18 protein-coding genes, 1 tRNA gene and 1 pseudogene are annotated in these 17,997 nt (G+C 64.0%); 12 read left to right on the top strand and 8 right to left on the bottom strand.

The genetic code is table 11. The features are described 5' to 3' along the window. Positions 1-194 precede the first annotated feature (194 nt). Together ACX1DW_RS08565 and ACX1DW_RS08560 are read left to right on the top strand one after the other, a co-directional pair. A complete protein-coding gene (locus tag ACX1DW_RS08565) occupies positions 195-911 on the top strand; it encodes a winged helix-turn-helix domain-containing protein (protein WP_458993217.1) in 717 nt (238 codons plus the stop codon). Between the two features lie 11 nt (positions 912-922). Further along, positions 923-2,524, top strand: a complete 1,602-nt coding sequence (locus ACX1DW_RS08560) for an ATP-binding protein (RefSeq protein WP_458993216.1) — start codon at positions 923-925, stop codon at positions 2,522-2,524. A 237-nt stretch (positions 2,525-2,761) separates the two neighbouring features. Here the strand turns inward: ACX1DW_RS08560 and ACX1DW_RS08555 are convergent, their stop codons facing one another. The 4 genes from ACX1DW_RS08555 to ACX1DW_RS08540 all read right to left on the bottom strand — a co-directional run bounded on the left by ACX1DW_RS08555 (position 2,762) and on the right by ACX1DW_RS08540 (position 7,173). Next, a complete protein-coding gene (locus ACX1DW_RS08555; RefSeq protein WP_458993215.1) occupies positions 2,762-5,206 on the bottom strand; it encodes an acyl-CoA dehydrogenase in 2,445 nt (814 codons plus the stop codon). A gap of 112 nt (positions 5,207-5,318) precedes the next feature. Beyond that, entirely contained in the window at positions 5,319-6,458 is a 1,140-nt protein-coding gene (locus tag ACX1DW_RS08550; RefSeq protein WP_458993214.1) for a mechanosensitive ion channel family protein, read from the bottom strand. A gap of 118 nt (positions 6,459-6,576) precedes the next feature. Further along, positions 6,577-6,933 carry a rhodanese-like domain-containing protein gene (locus ACX1DW_RS08545; RefSeq protein ID WP_152481102.1) on the bottom strand — a complete coding sequence of 119 codons (357 nt, stop codon included), beginning with the start codon at positions 6,931-6,933 and terminating at the stop codon, positions 6,577-6,579. Between the two features lie 30 nt (positions 6,934-6,963). Further along, complete coding sequence (locus tag ACX1DW_RS08540) at positions 6,964-7,173, bottom strand: hypothetical protein (protein ID WP_125872082.1); 210 nt, start codon at positions 7,171-7,173, stop codon at positions 6,964-6,966. A gap of 113 nt (positions 7,174-7,286) precedes the next feature. Between ACX1DW_RS08540 and ACX1DW_RS08535 the strand changes: the two genes are divergently transcribed. Next, positions 7,287-7,799 (top strand): hypothetical protein, encoded by a 513-nt coding sequence (locus ACX1DW_RS08535; RefSeq protein WP_200595182.1) that lies wholly within the window; start codon positions 7,287-7,289, stop codon positions 7,797-7,799. Between the two features lie 24 nt (positions 7,800-7,823). Here the strand turns inward: ACX1DW_RS08535 and ACX1DW_RS08530 are convergent, their stop codons facing one another. Further along, a complete protein-coding gene (locus ACX1DW_RS08530) occupies positions 7,824-8,249 on the bottom strand; it encodes a DUF1810 domain-containing protein (protein WP_125872080.1) in 426 nt (141 codons plus the stop codon). Between the two features lie 197 nt (positions 8,250-8,446). Beyond that, positions 8,447-8,536: transfer RNA gene (locus ACX1DW_RS08525), tRNA-Ser, on the bottom strand. Between the two features lie 203 nt (positions 8,537-8,739). On the opposite strand from ACX1DW_RS08525, the gene ACX1DW_RS08520 reads away from it, so the two are divergent. The 8 genes from ACX1DW_RS08520 (at position 8,740) to queF (ending at position 16,264) form a co-directional block, all read left to right on the top strand. Next, positions 8,740-10,029, top strand: a complete 1,290-nt coding sequence (locus tag ACX1DW_RS08520) for an HD-GYP domain-containing protein (RefSeq protein ID WP_458993213.1) — start codon at positions 8,740-8,742, stop codon at positions 10,027-10,029. Positions 10,030-10,148: 119 nt separating this feature from the next. Continuing rightward, complete coding sequence (locus tag ACX1DW_RS08515; protein ID WP_458993212.1) at positions 10,149-10,838, top strand: crotonase/enoyl-CoA hydratase family protein; 690 nt, start codon at positions 10,149-10,151, stop codon at positions 10,836-10,838. 140 nt (positions 10,839-10,978) lie between these two features. Then, positions 10,979-12,199, top strand: a complete 1,221-nt coding sequence (locus ACX1DW_RS08510) for an aspartate aminotransferase family protein (protein ID WP_156244498.1) — start codon at positions 10,979-10,981, stop codon at positions 12,197-12,199. A gap of 56 nt (positions 12,200-12,255) precedes the next feature. After that, a complete protein-coding gene (locus ACX1DW_RS08505; protein ID WP_011912811.1) occupies positions 12,256-12,537 on the top strand; it encodes a hypothetical protein in 282 nt (93 codons plus the stop codon). Between the two features lie 12 nt (positions 12,538-12,549). Next, on the top strand, positions 12,550-13,548 hold the full coding sequence (locus ACX1DW_RS08500; protein ID WP_458993211.1) for a succinylglutamate desuccinylase: 999 nt from the start codon (positions 12,550-12,552) through the stop codon (positions 13,546-13,548). Between the two features lie 86 nt (positions 13,549-13,634). Further along, the gene (locus tag ACX1DW_RS08495) at positions 13,635-14,564 is read left to right on the top strand and encodes an ABC transporter ATP-binding protein (protein WP_063544017.1); all 930 of its coding nucleotides are present in this window, start codon (positions 13,635-13,637) and stop codon (positions 14,562-14,564) included. After that, the gene (locus tag ACX1DW_RS08490) at positions 14,561-15,340 is read left to right on the top strand and encodes an ABC transporter permease (RefSeq protein WP_104097836.1); all 780 of its coding nucleotides are present in this window, start codon (positions 14,561-14,563) and stop codon (positions 15,338-15,340) included. Before ACX1DW_RS08495 ends, ACX1DW_RS08490 begins: the two co-directional genes overlap by 4 nt. A 93-nt stretch (positions 15,341-15,433) precedes the next feature. Further along, positions 15,434-16,264: an NADPH-dependent 7-cyano-7-deazaguanine reductase QueF gene (gene queF, locus ACX1DW_RS08485; RefSeq protein WP_458993210.1), complete on the top strand. Its 831-nt coding sequence runs from the start codon at positions 15,434-15,436 to the stop codon at positions 16,262-16,264. Between the two features lie 42 nt (positions 16,265-16,306). On the opposite strand, the pseudogene ACX1DW_RS08480 reads toward queF, so the two are convergent. Then, positions 16,307-16,570, bottom strand: a pseudogene (locus ACX1DW_RS08480) (DUF4404 family protein); the annotation flags it as partial. 223 nt (positions 16,571-16,793) lie between these two features. Between ACX1DW_RS08480 and ACX1DW_RS08475 the strand changes: the two are divergent. After that, a complete protein-coding gene (locus tag ACX1DW_RS08475) occupies positions 16,794-17,492 on the top strand; it encodes an MlaA family lipoprotein (RefSeq protein ID WP_102840924.1) in 699 nt (232 codons plus the stop codon). Positions 17,493-17,541: 49 nt separating this feature from the next. Here ACX1DW_RS08475 and ACX1DW_RS08470 read toward each other — a convergent pair whose 3' ends face one another. Then, positions 17,542-17,841 (bottom strand): PilZ domain-containing protein, encoded by a 300-nt coding sequence (locus tag ACX1DW_RS08470; protein WP_063543976.1) that lies wholly within the window; start codon positions 17,839-17,841, stop codon positions 17,542-17,544. Positions 17,842-17,997 lie beyond the last annotated feature (156 nt).

Here is a 17,997-nt window from a genome sequence, read left to right as displayed (position 1 = left end):
GCCGCAACCCGCATGGCTCCGGCGCTTGGCTGAATGCCGACGAAATACGCGCCGCCGGGCATATTTTGATGATGGTCAATGACACAACATGTTGTGTTTGCCGATGCCCGCTTTTTGTGCATCGTTCGCGTCCGGGCGTTGGGTACAATGCGCGCTGTTCGGTTTGTGGCCTGACGCGTAGACAGGGGGCGGGGATGGAACAAGAGACGTGGCGGATTCTCATCGTTGAGGACGATCGACGGCTGGCCGAGTTGACGCAGGAGTACCTGCACAGCAACGGCGGCTTCGAGGTGTCGATCGAGTCGGACGGCGCCTGCGCGGTCGAGCGCATCATCGAGGAGCGTCCGGACCTGGTGGTGCTCGATCTGATGCTACCCGGCGAGGATGGCCTGTCGATCTGCCGGCGGGTGCGTGACCGCTATGATGGCCCGATCCTCATGCTCACCGCGCGGGCCGATGATCTCGACCAGGTGCTAGGGCTGGAAACCGGCGCCGACGATTACGTCTGCAAGCCGGTGCGTCCGCGTCTGTTGCTGGCGCGCATCCGCGCCTTGCTGCGCCGTCAGCCGCCGGAAACGCCGGCCAATGCCAAGCGCCTGCAGTTCGGCCCGTTGGTGATCGACAGCGCCCTGCGCGAAGCCTGGTTGCGTGAACAGCAGATCGAACTGACCGGCGCCGAGTTCGACCTGCTCTGGCTGCTGACCTCCAACCCCGGACGCATTCTTTCCCGTGAAGAAATCTTCGCCGAGCTGCGCGGCATCGAATACGACGGTCAGGACCGCTCCATCGATGTGCGTATTTCGCGTATCCGCCCCAAGATCGGTGACGATCCCGATCATCCGCGGCTGATCAAGACGGTGCGCGGCAAGGGCTATCTGTTCGTTTCCGAAGCTGCCGTGGCGATGGTGTAGCGCCGCCGCCCATGAATTCGATCTTCCTGCGCATCTATGGCGGCATGCTGGGGGTGCTGGTGCTGGTGGCGCTGCTCGGCGCCGGCGGCCTGCACCTGCTCAACCAGTACCGCGCGGACGATCACCGCGAGCGCCTGGCCAGCGGCACCTTCCGCCTGATGGCGCACAACATGAGCAGCATGACGCCCATCGAGCGGCGCCAGGCGGCGAACCTCTGGGGGCGGCTGCTGGGTATCCCGCTGCGGGTGCGGACGCTGGATGATGTCAGCCTGGAAAGCAGCCTGGAGGCGCGCCTGCTGCGCGGACAGGTGCTGGTCGAGCAGATCCGCCCGCAGAGCACCACGGTGTTCAGCCTGGTCAGCGCGCAGGATCGGCTGGTGCTTACCGGCGAGGTGGAGCAGCTCAGCGAGCAGCTGGCGCGCGCCACCATCTATCTGCTGATCGACGAGCTGATTCGTTATCCCGAAGCCGAACAGCCACAGCGCCTTGCCGAGCTGAAGCGGGCGCGCGGCTTCGGCTTCAATCTGGAGCTGCTGACCCGCGACAGCGCCAACCTCGATGACGACCAGCGTCGGCGACTGGACGAGGGCGATACGGTGATGGCGCTCGCCCGCGGCGGTGATGCGGTGCGCGTGTTCGCCGCCGTTGCCGGTACACGCTGGATCATGCAGCTCGGCCCGCTGCATCAGATGAACCCCTATCCGCCGCAGCTGCTGGTGCTGATCGGCGTGCTCGGGCTGTCGTTGATCGGCCTGACGGTCTACCTGCTGGTGCGCCAGCTGGAGCAACGCCTGAGCGTGCTGGAAAGCGCGGCCACGCGCATCGCCGCGGGCAATCTGGAAACCCGCGTGCCGGATGTCGGCACCGACTCGGTAGGACGGCTGGCGGCTGCCTTCAATGGCATGGCCAAGCACCTGCAGCGCTTGCTGGCGGTGCAGCGGGAGATGGTCAGCGCCGTTGCCCATGAGCTGCGTACGCCGGTGGCACGGCTGCGTTTCGGCCTGGAGATGACCGCCGAGGCGCCGACCGACGAGGCCCGGGACAAGTACCTGAAAGGCATGGATGGCGATATTGACGACCTCGATGCGCTGGTGGACGAGATGCTGGTGTATTCGCGGCTGGAACGCGGTTCGCCGAACCTGCGTTTCCAGCGCGTGGAGCTGGGTGCGCTGGTCGATCAGGTGATCGGCGAGCTGGCGCCGTTGCGCCCGGTTGTTGGCGTCGCGCGTGGCGAGTGTGTGCTGGCGGAGGACGGTAGTGGTTGGGCCGACGCCGAGCCGCAGTACCTGCGCCGTGCCCTGAGCAACCTCATCACCAATGCCATGCGCCATGCCGAAAGCCAGGTGCGGGTCAGCTTCGCCATCGATGGGGAAACGGCACGGCTGGAGGTGGACGACGACGGTCCTGGTGTGCCGGAGGCGGATTGGGAGAAGGTCTTCACGCCATTCCTGCGTCTGGACGACAGTCGCACCCGCGCGTCAGGCGGACACGGGCTGGGCCTGTCCATCGTGCGGCGCATCGTCTACTGGCATGGCGGCCGTTCGCAGGTCGGCGACAGCGCATTGGGTGGGGCGCGTTTCAGCCTGGTCTGGCCAAGGCGGCACGCGGATTAGGGTGAGGGGCGGTTGCCTGTAGGGTGGGCTTCAGCCCACCTTCGGCCGTGGTGTGGGGGGCAGTGGCGGGCTAAAGCCCGCCCTACGACGACTTGAGACCGCCTTGATGTAACGCTTGCATGCGTCTGGATGGCCTCGGGTGGGCTTCAGCCCACCAGCAGCGGTGGCGAGGGCGAGGGCTGGTGGGCTAAAGCCCACCCTACGCGAATGCTACGTAGCGCCCGGGTCCCATCTCCATCAACGAATCCGGCCCTCTTCCAGCGCCAGCTCTTCCTTGGCGAAGTCATCCACGTCGATCACCTTGCGCCGCGCCAGTTCAGCCATGCGCAGCTGTTCGGCTTCGGCGGGATCGAGCGCGCCAGCCGTCAGCGCTGCATCGATGGGGGGCTCGCCAGGCATCGGCTGGAGCGTGCCGCCTTTCACCGCCTTGGCCAGCTTCTTCGCCGCGTTCTGGCTGGCGGCCAGCGCCTCGAAGGCATGCTTCAGCGCGCCCAGCGGCTGCTCGGGGTCCTGCGGGCGGTGCATGCCGTCGAGGATGCGCTCAAAAGCCGGATCGCCTTCGGGGCGGCCGAGCAGGGCGGCGACTTCGGCGTCGAGCGTGTCCGATGGCCCCTTGTGCCGCGCACCGAAGGGGAACACCAGCGCATGCAGCAGGTGCCCGAGGATGCGGTTGGGGAAGTTGGCCAGCACGTCCTGCAGGGCTGATTCGGCCTTCTCCAGACAATCCTCCAGCGCCCAGCGCAGCAGCGGCTCCTGTTCGGTTGGATGGCCGAGGTCGTGGAACTGTTTGAGCGCCGCCGAGGCGAGGTAGAGATGGCTGAGCACGTCGCCCAGGCGCGCCGACAGCCGTTCGCGGCGCTTGAGCTCGCCGCCCAGCAGCATCATCGACAGGTCAGCCAGCATGGCGAAGGCTGCGGCGATGCGGTTGAGGGCGCGGAAGTAGGGTTGCGTGACGCTGGTCCCCGGGACGCGCCCCATCAGACCGAAGCTCAGACCCAGCAGCAGAGTGCTGGCGGTGTTGCTGACGGCGAAGCCGATGTGTTGCATGAGCAGGTCATCGAATTTCACAACAGCGGCTTCGCGATCCGGCTCGTGGACCAGCTCCATTTCACGCAGCACGAACGGATGGCAGCGGATCGCGCCCTGGCCGAAGATCATCAGGTTGCGCGAGAGGATGTTCGCGCCCTCCACGGTGATCGAGATCGGCGCCGACAGCCACATCCGGCCGAGGTAGTTGTTCGGGCCGAGGATGATGCCCTTGCCGCCGTGGATATCCATGGCGTCGGTGATGCAGGCGCGGCCGCGCTCGGTGAGGTGGTACTTGAGAATGGCCGACAGCACCGAGGGCTTCTCGCCCAGGTCGACGGCATGGGCGGTGAGAATACGCGCCGCGTCCATCAGCCAGGCGTTGCCGCCGATGCGCGCCAGCGGTTCCTGGATCCCTTCGAAGGCGGCCAGCGGCACATTGAACTGCTCGCGGACCTGCGCGTAGCGGCCGCTCACATAGCTGCAGACCTTGGCCGCGCTGGTGCCGGTCGCCGGCAGCGAGATCGAGCGGCCGACCGAGAGGCAGTTCATCAGCATCATCCAGCCTTTGCCGATCATGTCGCGGCCGCCGATGATGGCTTCCAGCGGTACGAAGACGTCCTTGCCCCAGTTCGGCCCGTTCATGAAGGCAGCGCCCAGCGGCAGGTGGCGACGGCCGATCTCGACGCCGGGCGTGTCGGTGGGGATCAGCGCCAGACTGATGCCGAGTTCTTCCTCATCGCCCAGCAAGTGGTCCGGGTCGTAGGTCTTGAAGGCCACGCCGAGCAGGGTCGCGACCGGCCCGAGGGTGATGTAGCGCTTCTCCCAGTTCAGGCGCAGACCGAGCACTTCTTCGCCCTGCCATTGGCCGCGGCAGATCACGCCGCTGTCGTTCATCGCACCGGCATCGCTGCCCGCGTAGGGGCCGGTCAGGGCAAAGCAGGGAATGTCGGTACCGTTGGCCAGGCGTGGCAGGTAGTGGTTGCGTTGCTCCTCGGTGCCGTAGTGCATCAGCAGCTCGGCCGGGCCGAGGGAGTTGGGCACCATCACGGTGCTGGCCAGGTCACCGCTGCGGGTCGCCAGCTTCATCACGATCTGCGAGTGGGCGTAGGCGGAGAAGCCTTTGCCGCCGTACTCCTTGGGGATGATCAGGGCAAAGAAGCCTTCGGCCTTGATGTAGTCCCAGGCGGCGGGCGGCAGGTCCATGCGCTGGGCGATATCCCATTCGCTGACCAGTTCGCAGAGGGTTTCGGTAGGGCCGTCGAGGAAGGCCTGTTCTTCATCCGTCAGGCGCGCCTTCGGATAGCCGAGCAGGGTGTCCCAGTCCGGGCGGCCGCTGAACAGCTCGCCGTCCCACCAGACGGTGCCGGCATCGATGGCGTCGCGCTCGGTGGCGGAAATCGGCGGCAGCGCCTTCTTGAACCAGTCGAACATCGGCCCGCTGAAGTACTTGCGGCGCACGTCTGCGACCAGCAGTGGCACCGCGATGGCGATCAGGGCGATCCAGAGCAGGAATACCACCACCTCGGAGGTGTCGGCAGCGGTCATGAAGACCAGGTAGGTGGCGACGACCGCCAGCGCCAGACGGGGCGCTACGCGCAGGTGGGCGAGAACGGCAATACCGAGCAGTAGAACCAGCAACCAGAGCAGCGTCATGAGTCTTATCCTTTTGGGTTCGAACAGCTTCCGTCTTCAGCATAGGCGCTTGCGCCGCTGCAGCGAAGGGACGAGGTGCCGCCGCCGGCCAACCGGCGGCGATGGGCATGGCTCAGGTCGGCCGAGCGCCAGGCATGTGCGTGTCGGTGTCGGCGGCGTTCTGGTTGGCCGCCGGCTTTTGCTGCGGCACGCCGGCAACATTGATTTCCGGCAGTTGCCCACCGATGAACTCGATGCTGCGGGTGGGGAAGGCGAACTGCACGTCCATGTCACGAATGCCCTGCAGCAAGGCGAGGTTGATCTCCTGCTGGGTGTCCATGTACTTGTTGTAGTCCGAGACTTGCATGATGTAGACGACCTCGAACGTCAGCTGGCTATCGTCGAAGCCGAGGAAGTGCGCGCGGTCGAACTTGGCCATTTCGATGCCTTCGATGATGCGCTTCACCAATGCCGCCACCTCTTTAACCTTTTCGGTCGGCGTGTCGTAGGTGATGCCGAACTTGAAGACGATCCGGCGGGTGTTCATGCGCTTGTAGTTGTGCACGATCTGCCGCAACAGGTCGGCGTTGGAAATGACGACCTGCTCACCGCTGAGGGCGCGGATGCGCGTGGTTTTCAGGCCGATGTGCTCGATGTTGCCGGCCACTTCGCCAAATACCACGAAGTCACCGATCTCGAAGGGTTTGTCCACGCCAATGGACAGCGAGGCGAAGATGTCACTGAGCAGCGTCTGCACTGCCAGGGCGATGGCGATACCACCGACGCCGAGGCTGGCGACCATGGCGGTGATGTCGACACCCAGGTTGGCCAGGATCGACAGCAGCATCATGGTCCAGACCACGATGCGGATCATGATGCCGATGATGGTGGTGGTCACCGGATTGCGCGCCTTGCCGTTGCGGGTCAGGCTCTCCATCCACAGGCGGACGCCGGTATCCATCCACAGCGCGATCTGAAATGCCAGGGCGATGAACCAGCCGTGGGACATCGTCGATTCCCAGCGGGGCGACAGTTCGACCGTCTTCAGGGCGATCAGCAGTGAGAACGCCAGGATCAGCAGATTGCTGGTGCGTGAAAGCAGTTCGGCGGTGATGCCGAGGAACTTGGTCTTGGACCCGGTGGCCAGCTTGTTGAGGCGCCGCGTGACGATCCCGAGGATGGCGCGCAGGACCAGAAAGCTGACGATGGTGATGCCCAGCACGATCGCCAGGTTGATCCAGAGAGTCTCGTTGAGCAGGGCGTCCCAGTTCATCCATATCCTCCGATAAGGGTGCGCATGATGCAGCGAAGGCCACGTTTTTCAGTGGCCCTCGCTGCTCATAAGTTCCCTGGTCGGTGGGCGGGCGGAGGCCTGCGGCGCCTGCTCTGCGTCAGTCCCGCTGCAGCGCACTGGCGAGCTGGTCATAACCGCCGGCGTTGATGACCTGGCTGTAACCGAGCTTCTCGAGCACTTCCTGGGCGGCGGACGAGCGCCTGCCGCTGCGACAGTAGAGCACCACTGGCGTGTCCTTCCGGGGTGCCAGGGCCTCGATATTGCGGGCCAGGTCTGGGGTTTCGATGCGGGTGGCGCCGGGCAGGGCGCCCTCTGCAAACTCCTCTGCCGTACGCACGTCGATCAACACGACGTCCGGCTGCTGCAGCGCCTGAAGCGCGGAGTCGCGGTCGATCCCGCCGGCGGTAGCGGCCATGCTCAGGGTGAGAAGGGCGAAGAGGCTGGTCGTGCGCATCTGGCTACCTCGCGGCGCGCCGTAGCGCGCTCAGCTGAATATACGGGACAGGTTCGGCAGTATCAGGATCACTGCCGTGGCGATGACGATCAGAGTCGCCTGCCGAAATTTCTTCTGCTTGAGCATGACATGGCCTTTTCTTCTTGTGTGCAGCGGATTGTCGCCCGACCAGAAGGTTGTGACGGAATGGCTCGCTCGGTTTTCCTCTTTGCGGCTGCGGAAATGAGACGTGCCGGACATTCACCCCTGGGAAATAATCGCAGCAAGTTTCACACCAGAAACTCACCCCGCTCGTTGAGCAGCGCGTGGCCTTCGGTTGTCACCTATTGGGTGAACTGCCCAGGAGACCACCCATGCACACCGTAAAACTGACCACGTTACTGTTGCTATCCGCAGCTGCGGCTGCCGCGAACGCACAAGAGCGAGACATGACCCTCGAGCAGGAGCGCGACCGGATGGGCGCCCAGATGGAGGAAAATCGCCAACAGATCGGCCGCGATATCAACCGTATCCGCGAACCGGCAACCACGCGGGACCCTGCACCGACCCTCAACCGTGGTGGCGTGCAGAGCGATGCCTATAACCCGCGTCCCGCCGTACCCGGCAATGCCGGTTCGGCCGCGGGGACCGGATTGCCGAGCGCCCAGGACAACGAGCGACGGTCGACCGGCGGCACTGGCAACGCACCGGTTCAAGGAACCACCGGGGCGCCGGTGACGCCGAGTGGTGCCAATGGAAACGCCAATCCGGGAGCCGTCACGCCGCCGGGTGGAATCGGAACAGGTAACGGTAACGGCACCGGCGGAGCGGCCACTGGCGGCGCGACCAGCGGGAACCCGACCGGCGGTGCTGCCGGTCAGCGCTAGCAGGACCAAGGCAGGCGATAACGTTCAGGCCTTCAGCTGCTCGAGGCTGGCCGGGTCCGGCTGGCCTCGAAAGAACACCTCCAGCGCCTTGTCGAACAGCGCCGGGTCCGGTGCGATGCAGGCGAACAATGTCATGCAGGAATGAAACTTCAGATCGTCCGGGCGGCCAAGAATCTGCAGGGCGCTGTCGCCCGCATGCGCGAGCATCGCTTCGGTACAGGCTTGCAAGCGAGGCCCCAGCAGCGCGTGTTGCAAATAGGCAAGGGCCTCGTCGCGCCCGGAAATGGCATAGCGCTGCGCCATGGCACTGCGGCCGAGCCCACTCAGCTGCGGGAAGATGAACCACATCCAGTGCGTACGTTTGCGGCCGGCTCGCAGCTCCTGCAGAGCCTGTTCGTACACATCCTGCTGCGCATCGACAAACCGCTGCAGATCGAAGGGATCGTTCATGGGAACGTTTCGCTGCTCATGACTGGTGCAGCTACGTTGCTACAGGGCAATGTCGCTGACAACGGCCATCGGACGTCCGGCAGCAGGCTTCGATGCGCAGGAAGTTCACGGCATCGAGCCAGGTTGGGCAGTAAAGAAGGCGCAACGAAAAAGCCCCCGGCTTCGTACGAAGTCGGGGGCTTTTCTTGAATCTAATCTGGCGGTGAGGGAGGGATTCGAACCCTCGATACGATTTCTCGTATACACACTTTCCAGGCGTGCTCCTTCAACCGCTCGGACACCTCACCGGATCGACGGAGGTTCATGTCCGTCGAGGCGCGCTAATGTAATCGAACGAATGCCCTTTGGCAAAAACTTTTTTAACTTATTCATGCGCTTAACAAAACCGCATCGCTCGGGTGATGGGCTGCACGTTCCGCTAGACTCACCTGCAGCCTCGGCGCTCGCCTGGGTTATGTTGAAAGCAAAGCGAGTGGAGCGAAGCTGTCCCATGAGACTGACAGGTGAGTCAGGCAATCATCCCGATACCTTGTTGGTACCTACCCGACGCCGGGTGGCCGTGGCCAATCTTGAGTTGGGCATGTTCGTCTGCGAGCTGGATCGTCCATGGAGCGAAACGACGTTCGCCTTCCAGGGTTTTCCGTTGCTCACGCCCGACGAAGTGCGTGCCGTGCGCGAGCGCTGCTTGTACGTCTATGTCGACGACACGCGGCGGGTGCGGCTGCAGCATGGTGCAGCGGCCGCCGCCGTGGCGCCACGGCAGCACAAGGCGCCGCAGCGATCGCGCCATGCGCTGGCCAGTGAGGTGGAAGAGGCCCGAGCGGCCTATCTGGATGGCGCCGGGCTGATCGAGCAGGTACTCGCCGATGTGCAGCATGGTCGTGTGATCGACACCCGCGCCTGCCACGGCGTGGTCAAGCGCAACCTGGCGAGCATGCTGCGCAACGAAAGCGCGATGCTCTGGCTGATCCGCCTGAAGAGCAAGGACCTCTATACCAGCCTGCATTGCCTGTCCGTTTCGATCATGGCGATGGGCTTCGGCAACCATCTCGGCTTGCCGGATGACAAGCTGCAGCTGCTGGGCATGGCCGGGCTGCTGCATGACGTCGGCAAGATGCGCATCGATCCGGAGATTCTCAACAAGCCGGGCAAGCTCACCGCGGAAGAATTCGAGCTGATCAAGCGGCATCCGGCGTTCGGGCTGGAGGCGCTAAGTGCGCAGCCGGGTGTGCCTGAGGTGGCGCTGCAGGCCGCCTATGGTCACCACGAACGGCTCGATGGTACGGGCTATCCGCTCGGCTCCGGGCCGGCGCAGATTTCGTACATGACGCGCATCATCACCATCGTCGATGCGTTCGACGCCATCACCAGTCATCGCGCCTACGACTACGCGCGGCCGGTGCAGTCGGCGTTCGAGATCCTGCGCAGCGCCAGTGGTGTGCAGTTCGACGAGGAGCTGGTGCGCGAATTCATTCGCTGGCTCGGTGCCTTCCCGGTCGGCACGCTGGTGGAGCTGCATACCGGCGAAGTGGCCGTGGTGGTCGAAAAGCACGAGCGGCTGCAGCTGCGTCCGCGGGTCGTGGTGTTGCGCAACGCGGCGAAGGAGCGCTGCACACCCCGCTATCTGGATCTGGCGCGAATCACCGTGGACGAGGAGGGCACGCCCTATCGCATTTCCGGCGGGCTGCCGGATGGCTCCTTCGGCCTGCATATCGCCGATCCGGAGCTGCAGTCGATCCTGCATCCGCAGGCGCTGGCCGAGTTCGATCCGGATGCCTGAGCGCTCCAGTCCGAGCGCATGTCGAGACGCAAAGCGTGACCGGCCGGTCGGTCATCGTGCTTTACCTGAACCCGGGTGCTGGGTAACGTCTGCGCACTTCAAGAACAAGGAATCTCGTCATGACTGAGCTGGTCTCCTACCAATTCGAAGACGGCATCGCCACGCTGACGCTGTGCAACGGCAAGGTCAACGCGCTCTCGCCTGCGGTATTCGAGGCGCTCAATGCCGCGTTGGATCGCGCCGAGCAGGACCGCGCCATCGTCATCCTCACCGGCCAGCCCGGCATTCTTTCCGGTGGCTACGACCTCAAGGTCATGACTGCCAGCCCGCAGAATGCCATGGCGCTAGTCGCCACCGGCTCGACGTTCTCCCGCCGCATGCTGGCGCACCCATTCCCGATCATCGTCGCCTGCCCGGGGCACGCTATCGCCAAGGGCGCCTTCCTGCTGTTGTCGTCGGACTACCGCATCGGCGTCGAAGGGCCTTTCCACATCGGCCTCAACGAGGTGCAGATCGGCATGACCATGCACCACGCCGGCATCGAGCTGGCGCGTGATCGCCTTGGCAAGGCAGCGTTCCAGCGCTCGGTGATCAACGGCGAGATGTTCGATCCAGCCGGCGCGGTAAGCGCTGGCTTCCTCGACAAGGTGGTGCCGACGGGCGAACTGCTGGCGGTGGCCAAGGCTGCCGCCGAGCAGCTGAAGAAGATCAACATGGTGGCGCACAAGAACACCAAGCTGAAAGTGCGCAAGGCCCTGCTGGAGACCCTCGACCAGGCGATCGCACTGGACCAGCAGCACTTCGGCTGATCGTCCGGTCGGCTGCACAAGAGAATTTCTACTCGAGTGCGCACGAGGGCCGGCCCTGCGTTTACACTGCGCGAGTGACGCCCCGCCGATGGCGGGGCGTTTTCATTTCTCATTCAGTGTCGCCTCGCAGGAGAGCCCCGATGTCCGCCCCGCACACCCCGGTAGAACGCGCCGATTTCGACCAGGTCATTGTTCCCACCTTCGCCCCCGCGGCCTTCGTGCCGGTGCGTGGTCTGGGCTCGCGAGTCTGGGATCAGAGCGGTCGAGAACTGGTGGATTTCGCCGGTGGCATCGCGGTCAACGCGCTGGGTCATGCCCATCCGGCCATGGTGGCGGCACTGACCGAGCAGGCCGGCAAGCTCTGGCACATCTCCAACATCTATACCAACGAGCCGGCGCTGCGTCTGGCCAAGAAACTGGTGGCGGCAACCTTCGCCGACCGCGCCTTCTTCTGCAATTCCGGGGCGGAGGCCAACGAGGCGGCGTTCAAGCTGGCCCGTCGTTACGCCCATGACGTCTACGGTCCGCAGAAATTCGAGATCATCTCGGCGCTCAACAGCTTCCACGGCCGCACCCTGTTCACCGTCACGGTGGGCGGGCAGTCGAAGTATTCCGATGGCTTCGGGCCAAAGATCGAAGGCATCAGCCATGTGCCCTACAACGACCTCGAGGCGTTGAAGGCGGCGATCTCCGACAAGACTTGTGCGGTGGTGCTCGAGCCGATCCAGGGCGAGAGCGGTGTCTTGCCAGGCGAACAGGCCTACCTGGAAGGCGCGCGCCAGCTGTGCAACGAGCACAACGCGCTGCTGATCTTCGACGAAGTGCAGTCCGGCATGGGGCGCACCGGCGACCTGTTCGCCTACATGCATTACGGCGTCGAGCCGGACATCCTGACCAATGCCAAGAGCCTGGGCGGCGGTTTCCCCATCGGCGCGATGCTGACCACCAATGAAATCGCCGCGCATCTGAGCGTCGGCACTCACGGCACCACCTACGGCGGCAACCCGCTCGCCTGTGCCGTGGCCGAGACGGTGGTGGACATCATCAATACGCCCGAGGTGCTGGAAGGGGTCAAGGCGCGCCACGAGCAGTTCAAGACTCGTCTCATGCAGATCGGAGAACGTTACGGCGTGTTCAGCCAGGTTCGCGGCCGTGGTCTGCTGATCGGCTGCGTGCTGACCGACGCCTGGAAGGGCAAGGCCGGCGCCTTCTGCGCTGCCGCCGAGAAAGAAGCGTTGATGGTGCTGCAGGCAGGCCCGGACGTGGTTCGCCTGGCGCCGAGCCTGGTCATCGACGAAGCTGACATCAATGAGGGGCTGGATCGTTTCGAGCGCGCCATCGCGACGCTGACCCAAGCCTGATCAATCTTCGCGCGGCGCCATGGGGCGTCGCGCTTCTACCAAACGAGAGCAATTCAATGAGCGATAGCCTGCAACTGGTTCTGGAAGACGTCGATGGAACCCAATTGGAAACTTCCTGCACCCGTTTCGCCGTGGTCTGGCAGGGGCGCGAGGTGTGGATTCAGCAAGTCGGCAACGGTCAGCTGATGATCGGCGTGGATGTCGAGGATGGTGATACCGAGTACGCCAATCTGGTGCTGCGCCCGCTGGCGACCAACCTGGTCAGCCTGCAGCTGGAAATGGAGCCGGTCGAGGCCGATGACGACGAGCACGTCCACGGCCCCGACTGCAACCACTGACCGCAGGCCGGCATGCTCGCCCTCGGCAAGCTGCTGGAGCTCACCCTCGCCGGGCGTGAACCCTGCGAGAAGATCCAGCTCACCCCGCATGGGGTGAAGCTGCACTGGCTGGCGGAGGGCGCTCTGCTCGTTTCGCCACCTGCCAGCGCCGATCTCGGCCTGGACCTGCTGATCTCTGCAGGCGTTCATGGCAACGAACTCATCCCCATCCATGTGCTGGACCGCCTGATCCGGGCGCTTGCCCGTGGCGATGTCATGCCGCGCGCGCGGCTGTTGTTGCTGTTCGCCAACCCGGCAGCGGTGCGCCGGACGCAGCGGCTGGTCGACCATGATCTCAATCGGCTGTTCCGGGGCGCGCATGCCGACGTCTGGTGCAGCGAAGCCATCCGGGCAGCAGAGCTGGAGGCGTTGGTCAGCGGTTTCTTCGGCGACACGGGACGCGTGCGTCGACACTACGATCTGCATTCGGCGATGCGTCCGTCGCGCCTTGCCCAATTCGCCATCCGCCCCTGGTACGAGGACGAGCAGGCAACTGCCGAGGCGCTGGCCAGGCTGCAAGGGCTGGCCATCGACGCCGTGCTTGTGCAACGCCAGGCGACGAACACCTTCAGCGCGCTGACCGCCATGCGCCATGGCGCTGAGGCGTTCACGGTGGAGCTGGCCGAAGGCGAGGGCGAAGCGCTACCGGCTGCCGTCTCGCAGTTCGAGAACGGGCTGATCGCGATGATCGAGGGACGGGCATTGCCGGTCAGTACCGGGGCCGAGCTACAGCTGCTGCAGATTTCCCGCGAGATCATCAAGCGCAGCCCTCGGTTCAGGCTGTGCCTGCCAGCGGATATCGAGAACTTCACCCCTCTGCCGCTCGGCAGTCTGCTGGCCGAGGATGACGGCGAGCGCTGGGTGGTCGACGAACCGGGTGCTCGCATCCTGTTTCCCATGGCCGACGTCGCCGAAGGCCAGCGTGCGGCGCTGATCGTGGTGCCGTTGGAGCAAGCCGAAGCGGGGCAGTGAGGCATTCACTGCGGACATGCGCGGTTGCAATTGGTTGGCGGTGCCCATATCTAGCTCCATTCCCTTCGCGTTGTGTGCACCTTCTTATGAGTACTGCTCTGTCCATTCGGCAGTTGACCAAGACCTACGGCAACGGCTTCCAGGCCCTCAAGGGCATCGATCTCGATGTCGCCGAAGGCGACTTCTTCGCCTTGCTCGGGCCCAACGGCGCCGGCAAGTCCACCACCATCGGCATCCTCTCGACCCTGGTGAACAAGAGTGGCGGCACGGTCAACGTGTTCGGCCATGACCTGGATCGCGACCCGTCTGGCCTCAAGCGCTGCCTGGGCGTGGTGCCGCAGGAGTTCAACTTCAACCAGTTCGAGAAGGCCTTCGACATCCTGGTCACCCAGGCCGGTTACTACGGCATTCCGGCGAAGGTCGCCAAGGAGCGCGCCGAGCGCTACCTCAACCAGCTGGGGCTGTGGGACAAGCGCGACGTGTCATCGCGCATGCTCTCCGGCGGCATGAAGCGCCGGCTGATGATCGCCCGCGCGCTGATCCATCAGCCGCGCCTGTTGATTCTCGACGAACCCACCGCAGGCGTGGATATCGAGCTGCGGCGGTCGATGTGGTCGTTCCTGACCGAGCTCAACCGCGAGGGGATCACCATCATCCTCACCACCCACTACCTGGAAGAGGCCGAGCAGCTGTGCCGCAACATCGGCATCATCGACCACGGCCAGATCGTCAAGAACACCAGCATGCGCGAGCTGCTCAAGCAGCTGCACGTGGAAACCTTCCTGCTCGATCTCAAGGAGTCGCAACTGGTGGCGCCTGAACTGGGCAACTATCCGTCGCGGCTGATCGACCATCACACCCTCGAGGTGCAGGTGGAGAAAAGCCAGGGTGTCACCGAGCTGTTCCGCCTGCTCGGCGCCCAGGGCATCGAGGTGCTGAGCCTGCGCAACAAGACCAACCGGCTGGAGGAGCTGTTCGTGTCGCTGGTGGAGAACAATCTGAAGGTGAAGTCATGAGCGGCGAACTGCGTCCCAACCTGGTCGCGCTGCAGACCATCGTGCAGCGCGAGATCCGTCGCTACACGCGCATCTGGCCGCAGACCCTGCTGCCCCCGGCGATCACCATGGTGCTGTACTTCGTCATCTTCGGCAGCCTGATCGGCGCGCGGATTGGCGACATGGATGGCTTCAGCTACATGGACTACATCGTGCCGGGGCTGATCATGATGTCGGTGATCACCAACTCGTACAGCAACGTGGTATCGAGCTTCTTCAGCACCAAGTTCCAGCGCTCCATCGAGGAGCTGCTGGTCTCGCCGGTGTCGCCCCACGTCATCGTCATAGGCTTCGCCCTGGGCGGCATCACCCGCGGGCTGGCGGTGGCGGTGATCGTGACGCTGCTGTCGATGTTCTTCACCGATCTGCAGGTGCATCACCTGGGCGTGACGGTGCTGGTCATCACTCTGACCGCGAGCATCTTCGCCCTGGGCGGCTTCATCAACGCGGTGTTCGCGCGCAACTTCGACGATATCTCGATCATCCCGACCTTCGTGCTGACGCCGCTGACCTACTTGGGCGGGGTGTTCTATTCGATCAATCTGCTGTCGCCGTTCTGGCAGACGCTGTCGCTGGCCAACCCGGTGCTGCACATGGTCAATGCCTTCCGTTACGGCATCCTCGGCGTTTCGGACATCCGCATCGGTGTGGCGATCAGCTTCATGCTGGTGGCGGTGGCGGCGCTCTATCTGGTGTCCGTGCATTTGCTCAAAAGCGGGCGGGGTATGCGCCAGTAGTCGGCGCTTCGTCCGTCTGCTGCGCCGATGGCGCTGAAAAGAACGCCGCGAAGCGCTAAACTTCGCGGCGTTTTTCGTTCAGGTTCCCTTCCGATGCAGCATCCCGCCGAACATTCCCCGCTGGGCAAGTCCAGTGACTACGTTGCCACCTACAGCCCGCACCTCCTGTTCCCGATTCCACGGGCACCGAAGTGGGCCGAACTCGGGTTGACCGCCGAGACGCTGCCCTATCAGGGCGTGGACCTGTGGAACTGTTACGAGCTGTCCTGGCTGCTGCCGTCGGGCAAGCCGGTGGTGGCGATCGGCGAATTCGAGATTCCGGCCGACTCGCCGAACATCATCGAGTCCAAGTCGTTCAAGCTCTACCTCAATTCGTTGAACCAATCGGTGTTCGAATCGCGGGAAGCGCTGCTGGAGCTGATGAGTGCCGATCTTTCGGCCGCTGCCGGCAAGCCGGTCAGGGTGCGCCTGCGCACGCTGGACGAAGTCGCCACTGAAGGCGTCGCCACGCTGCCAGGGCGGTGCATCGACGAGCTGGACGTAGCCATCGAGCACTACGACCATCCGCGCCCCGAGCTGCTGGCATGCGATGCCGAGCGGGTGGTCGAGGAATCGCTGCACAGCCACCTGCTCAAATCCAACTGCCCGGTCACCGGTCAGCCGGACTGGGGCAGTGTGGTGGTGGAGTATCGTGGTGCCGCGCTGCAGCCGGAGAGCCTGCTGGCCTATCTGGTGAGCTTCCGCCAGCATGCCGACTTCCACGAGCAATGTGTGGAGCGCATCTTCCTCGACCTGCAGCGCCTGTTGCAGCCGGAGAAGCTCACCGTCTATGCGCGCTACGTGCGCCGTGGTGGCCTGGACATCAATCCGTACCGCAGCACCGAGACGCTAGAGGTGGACAATCGTCGTCTGGTACGCCAGTGACGCGGCGGGTCGCGTGCATGCCGCGACCCGTGACTTGCTTCTGATGCCCATGTTGGCCAGGGTCTGCATGATGTTGCGCAGGGTCATGGCCATGCTCGGATGGCTGACTTCGAAGCGCTCGACGGCCAGATTGACGCCATCGACCAGCGAGTCGTTGTATTCGGTGCTGTCTTTGGTCGCCAGGCGCGCTTCGATGTCTTGGGCGATGGCCTGCAGCGAGGCGCGCTCCTCGTCGGTCAGCGGCGTGTCCTGGGCCAGTTGATTACGCAGTTCTTCGAGCTGCGACTGCAGATCATGTTCCGGCATCTTGCTTCCCTCTCATGGATTTACGGGCAACGAGCGTTGCTCTCGATACCCGAAGGTTAAACCAGCCGCTTGGCCTTGTCTGTGCCTTTGCGGGGCGAGCACCGGCTGGATTGACGGCGGACAGGCGGCCTGTCCGGCTGACTGCCGCAAATCGAATGTTCGCTCTATACTGCGCGGTCTGCGTCGGTGCGCCGCGTGCACCAAAACTAGGGAGAAAACAGCAATGCCCAAGATCGCAACGGCCTGGATCGCCGTGCTCAAGGCCAGTTTCGTCACCGTCGCCATGCTTGGCGCGAGCCATGCACTGGCTGCCGAAGAGGATCCGTGGGAAGGCGTCAACCGCGCGGTGTTCCGCTTCAACGATACCGTTGACACCTACACGCTCAAGCCCTTGGCCAAGGGCTATCAGAAGGTTACGCCGCAGTTCCTCGAAGACGGCATTGGCAATGTCTTCAGCAACCTCGGCGACGTGGTCGTGCTGGCCAACGATCTGCTGCAGGGCAAGGTCCGCGACGCCGGCATCGACACCAGTCGGATCCTGTTCAACACCACCTTTGGCGTGCTCGGCTTCTTCGACGTCGCAACCCCCATGGGGCTGCACAAGAACGACGAGGATTTCGGTCAGACCCTGGGCGCCTGGGGATTGGGCAGCGGCCCCTACGTGGTGCTGCCGTTGCTGGGGCCGAGCACTGTGCGTGATGCAGCAGGTCGCGTGCCGGATGCGTTTCTCGAGCCCTATCCGCACATGGATCACGTGCCGACCCGGAACATCACACGGGGCGTCGATCTGATCGACACCCGCGCCGGCCTGCTTTCCGCCGAGAAGATGATTCGTGGCGATCGTTATATCTTCGTGCGCAATGCCTATCTGCAGAACCGTGAATTCCGGGTCAAGGATGGCGAGGTCGAAGACGACTTCTGAGTTCAACCGCTGGCCGCGCCAGCGCGGCCAGCAACGGGGCAGGGCGGCGTCAGCTCATCGAAAGGATGGCCAGCCCCAGGCTCTGGCGGCCATCATCGAGCTGAATCACGCGCACCACCTCTGTCTGTGCGTCGAGGCCCTTCAGCTCGCTGTGTTCGGATGGGATCAGCACGCGCACCTTGTCGCCCATCTGCAGCTGCGTTCCGGCCAGGACTTGCATGCCGGTACTCGAGAGGTCGATACAGGTGCCGGCGAGTTTTGTATCGCCATGTTCCAGCGTGACGGCGGTTTCCACCCGCATCCTGATGAAATCGCGTTTTTCGCTGTAGTCACGGTCTTTCTGGCTCATGGTTTCAACCTTTTATATATGGCTCGCTTGGTTCTTATAGCGCCCCTCAATTCGACCTGTAAAGCCGCCAGCCGGTCGGCTTGAAACCCCGATCGTATGGGAGTACCGTCTGCGCCTTGAAACGAACCCATGCCCAGCGTTCGCGCGGGGCCAATG

The sequence above is a fragment of the Stutzerimonas sp. KH-1 genome (genome assembly GCF_054483855.1).
The sequence above is the reverse complement of the archived record's forward strand: the minus strand, read 5'-3'. Positions and strand labels throughout refer to the sequence as shown.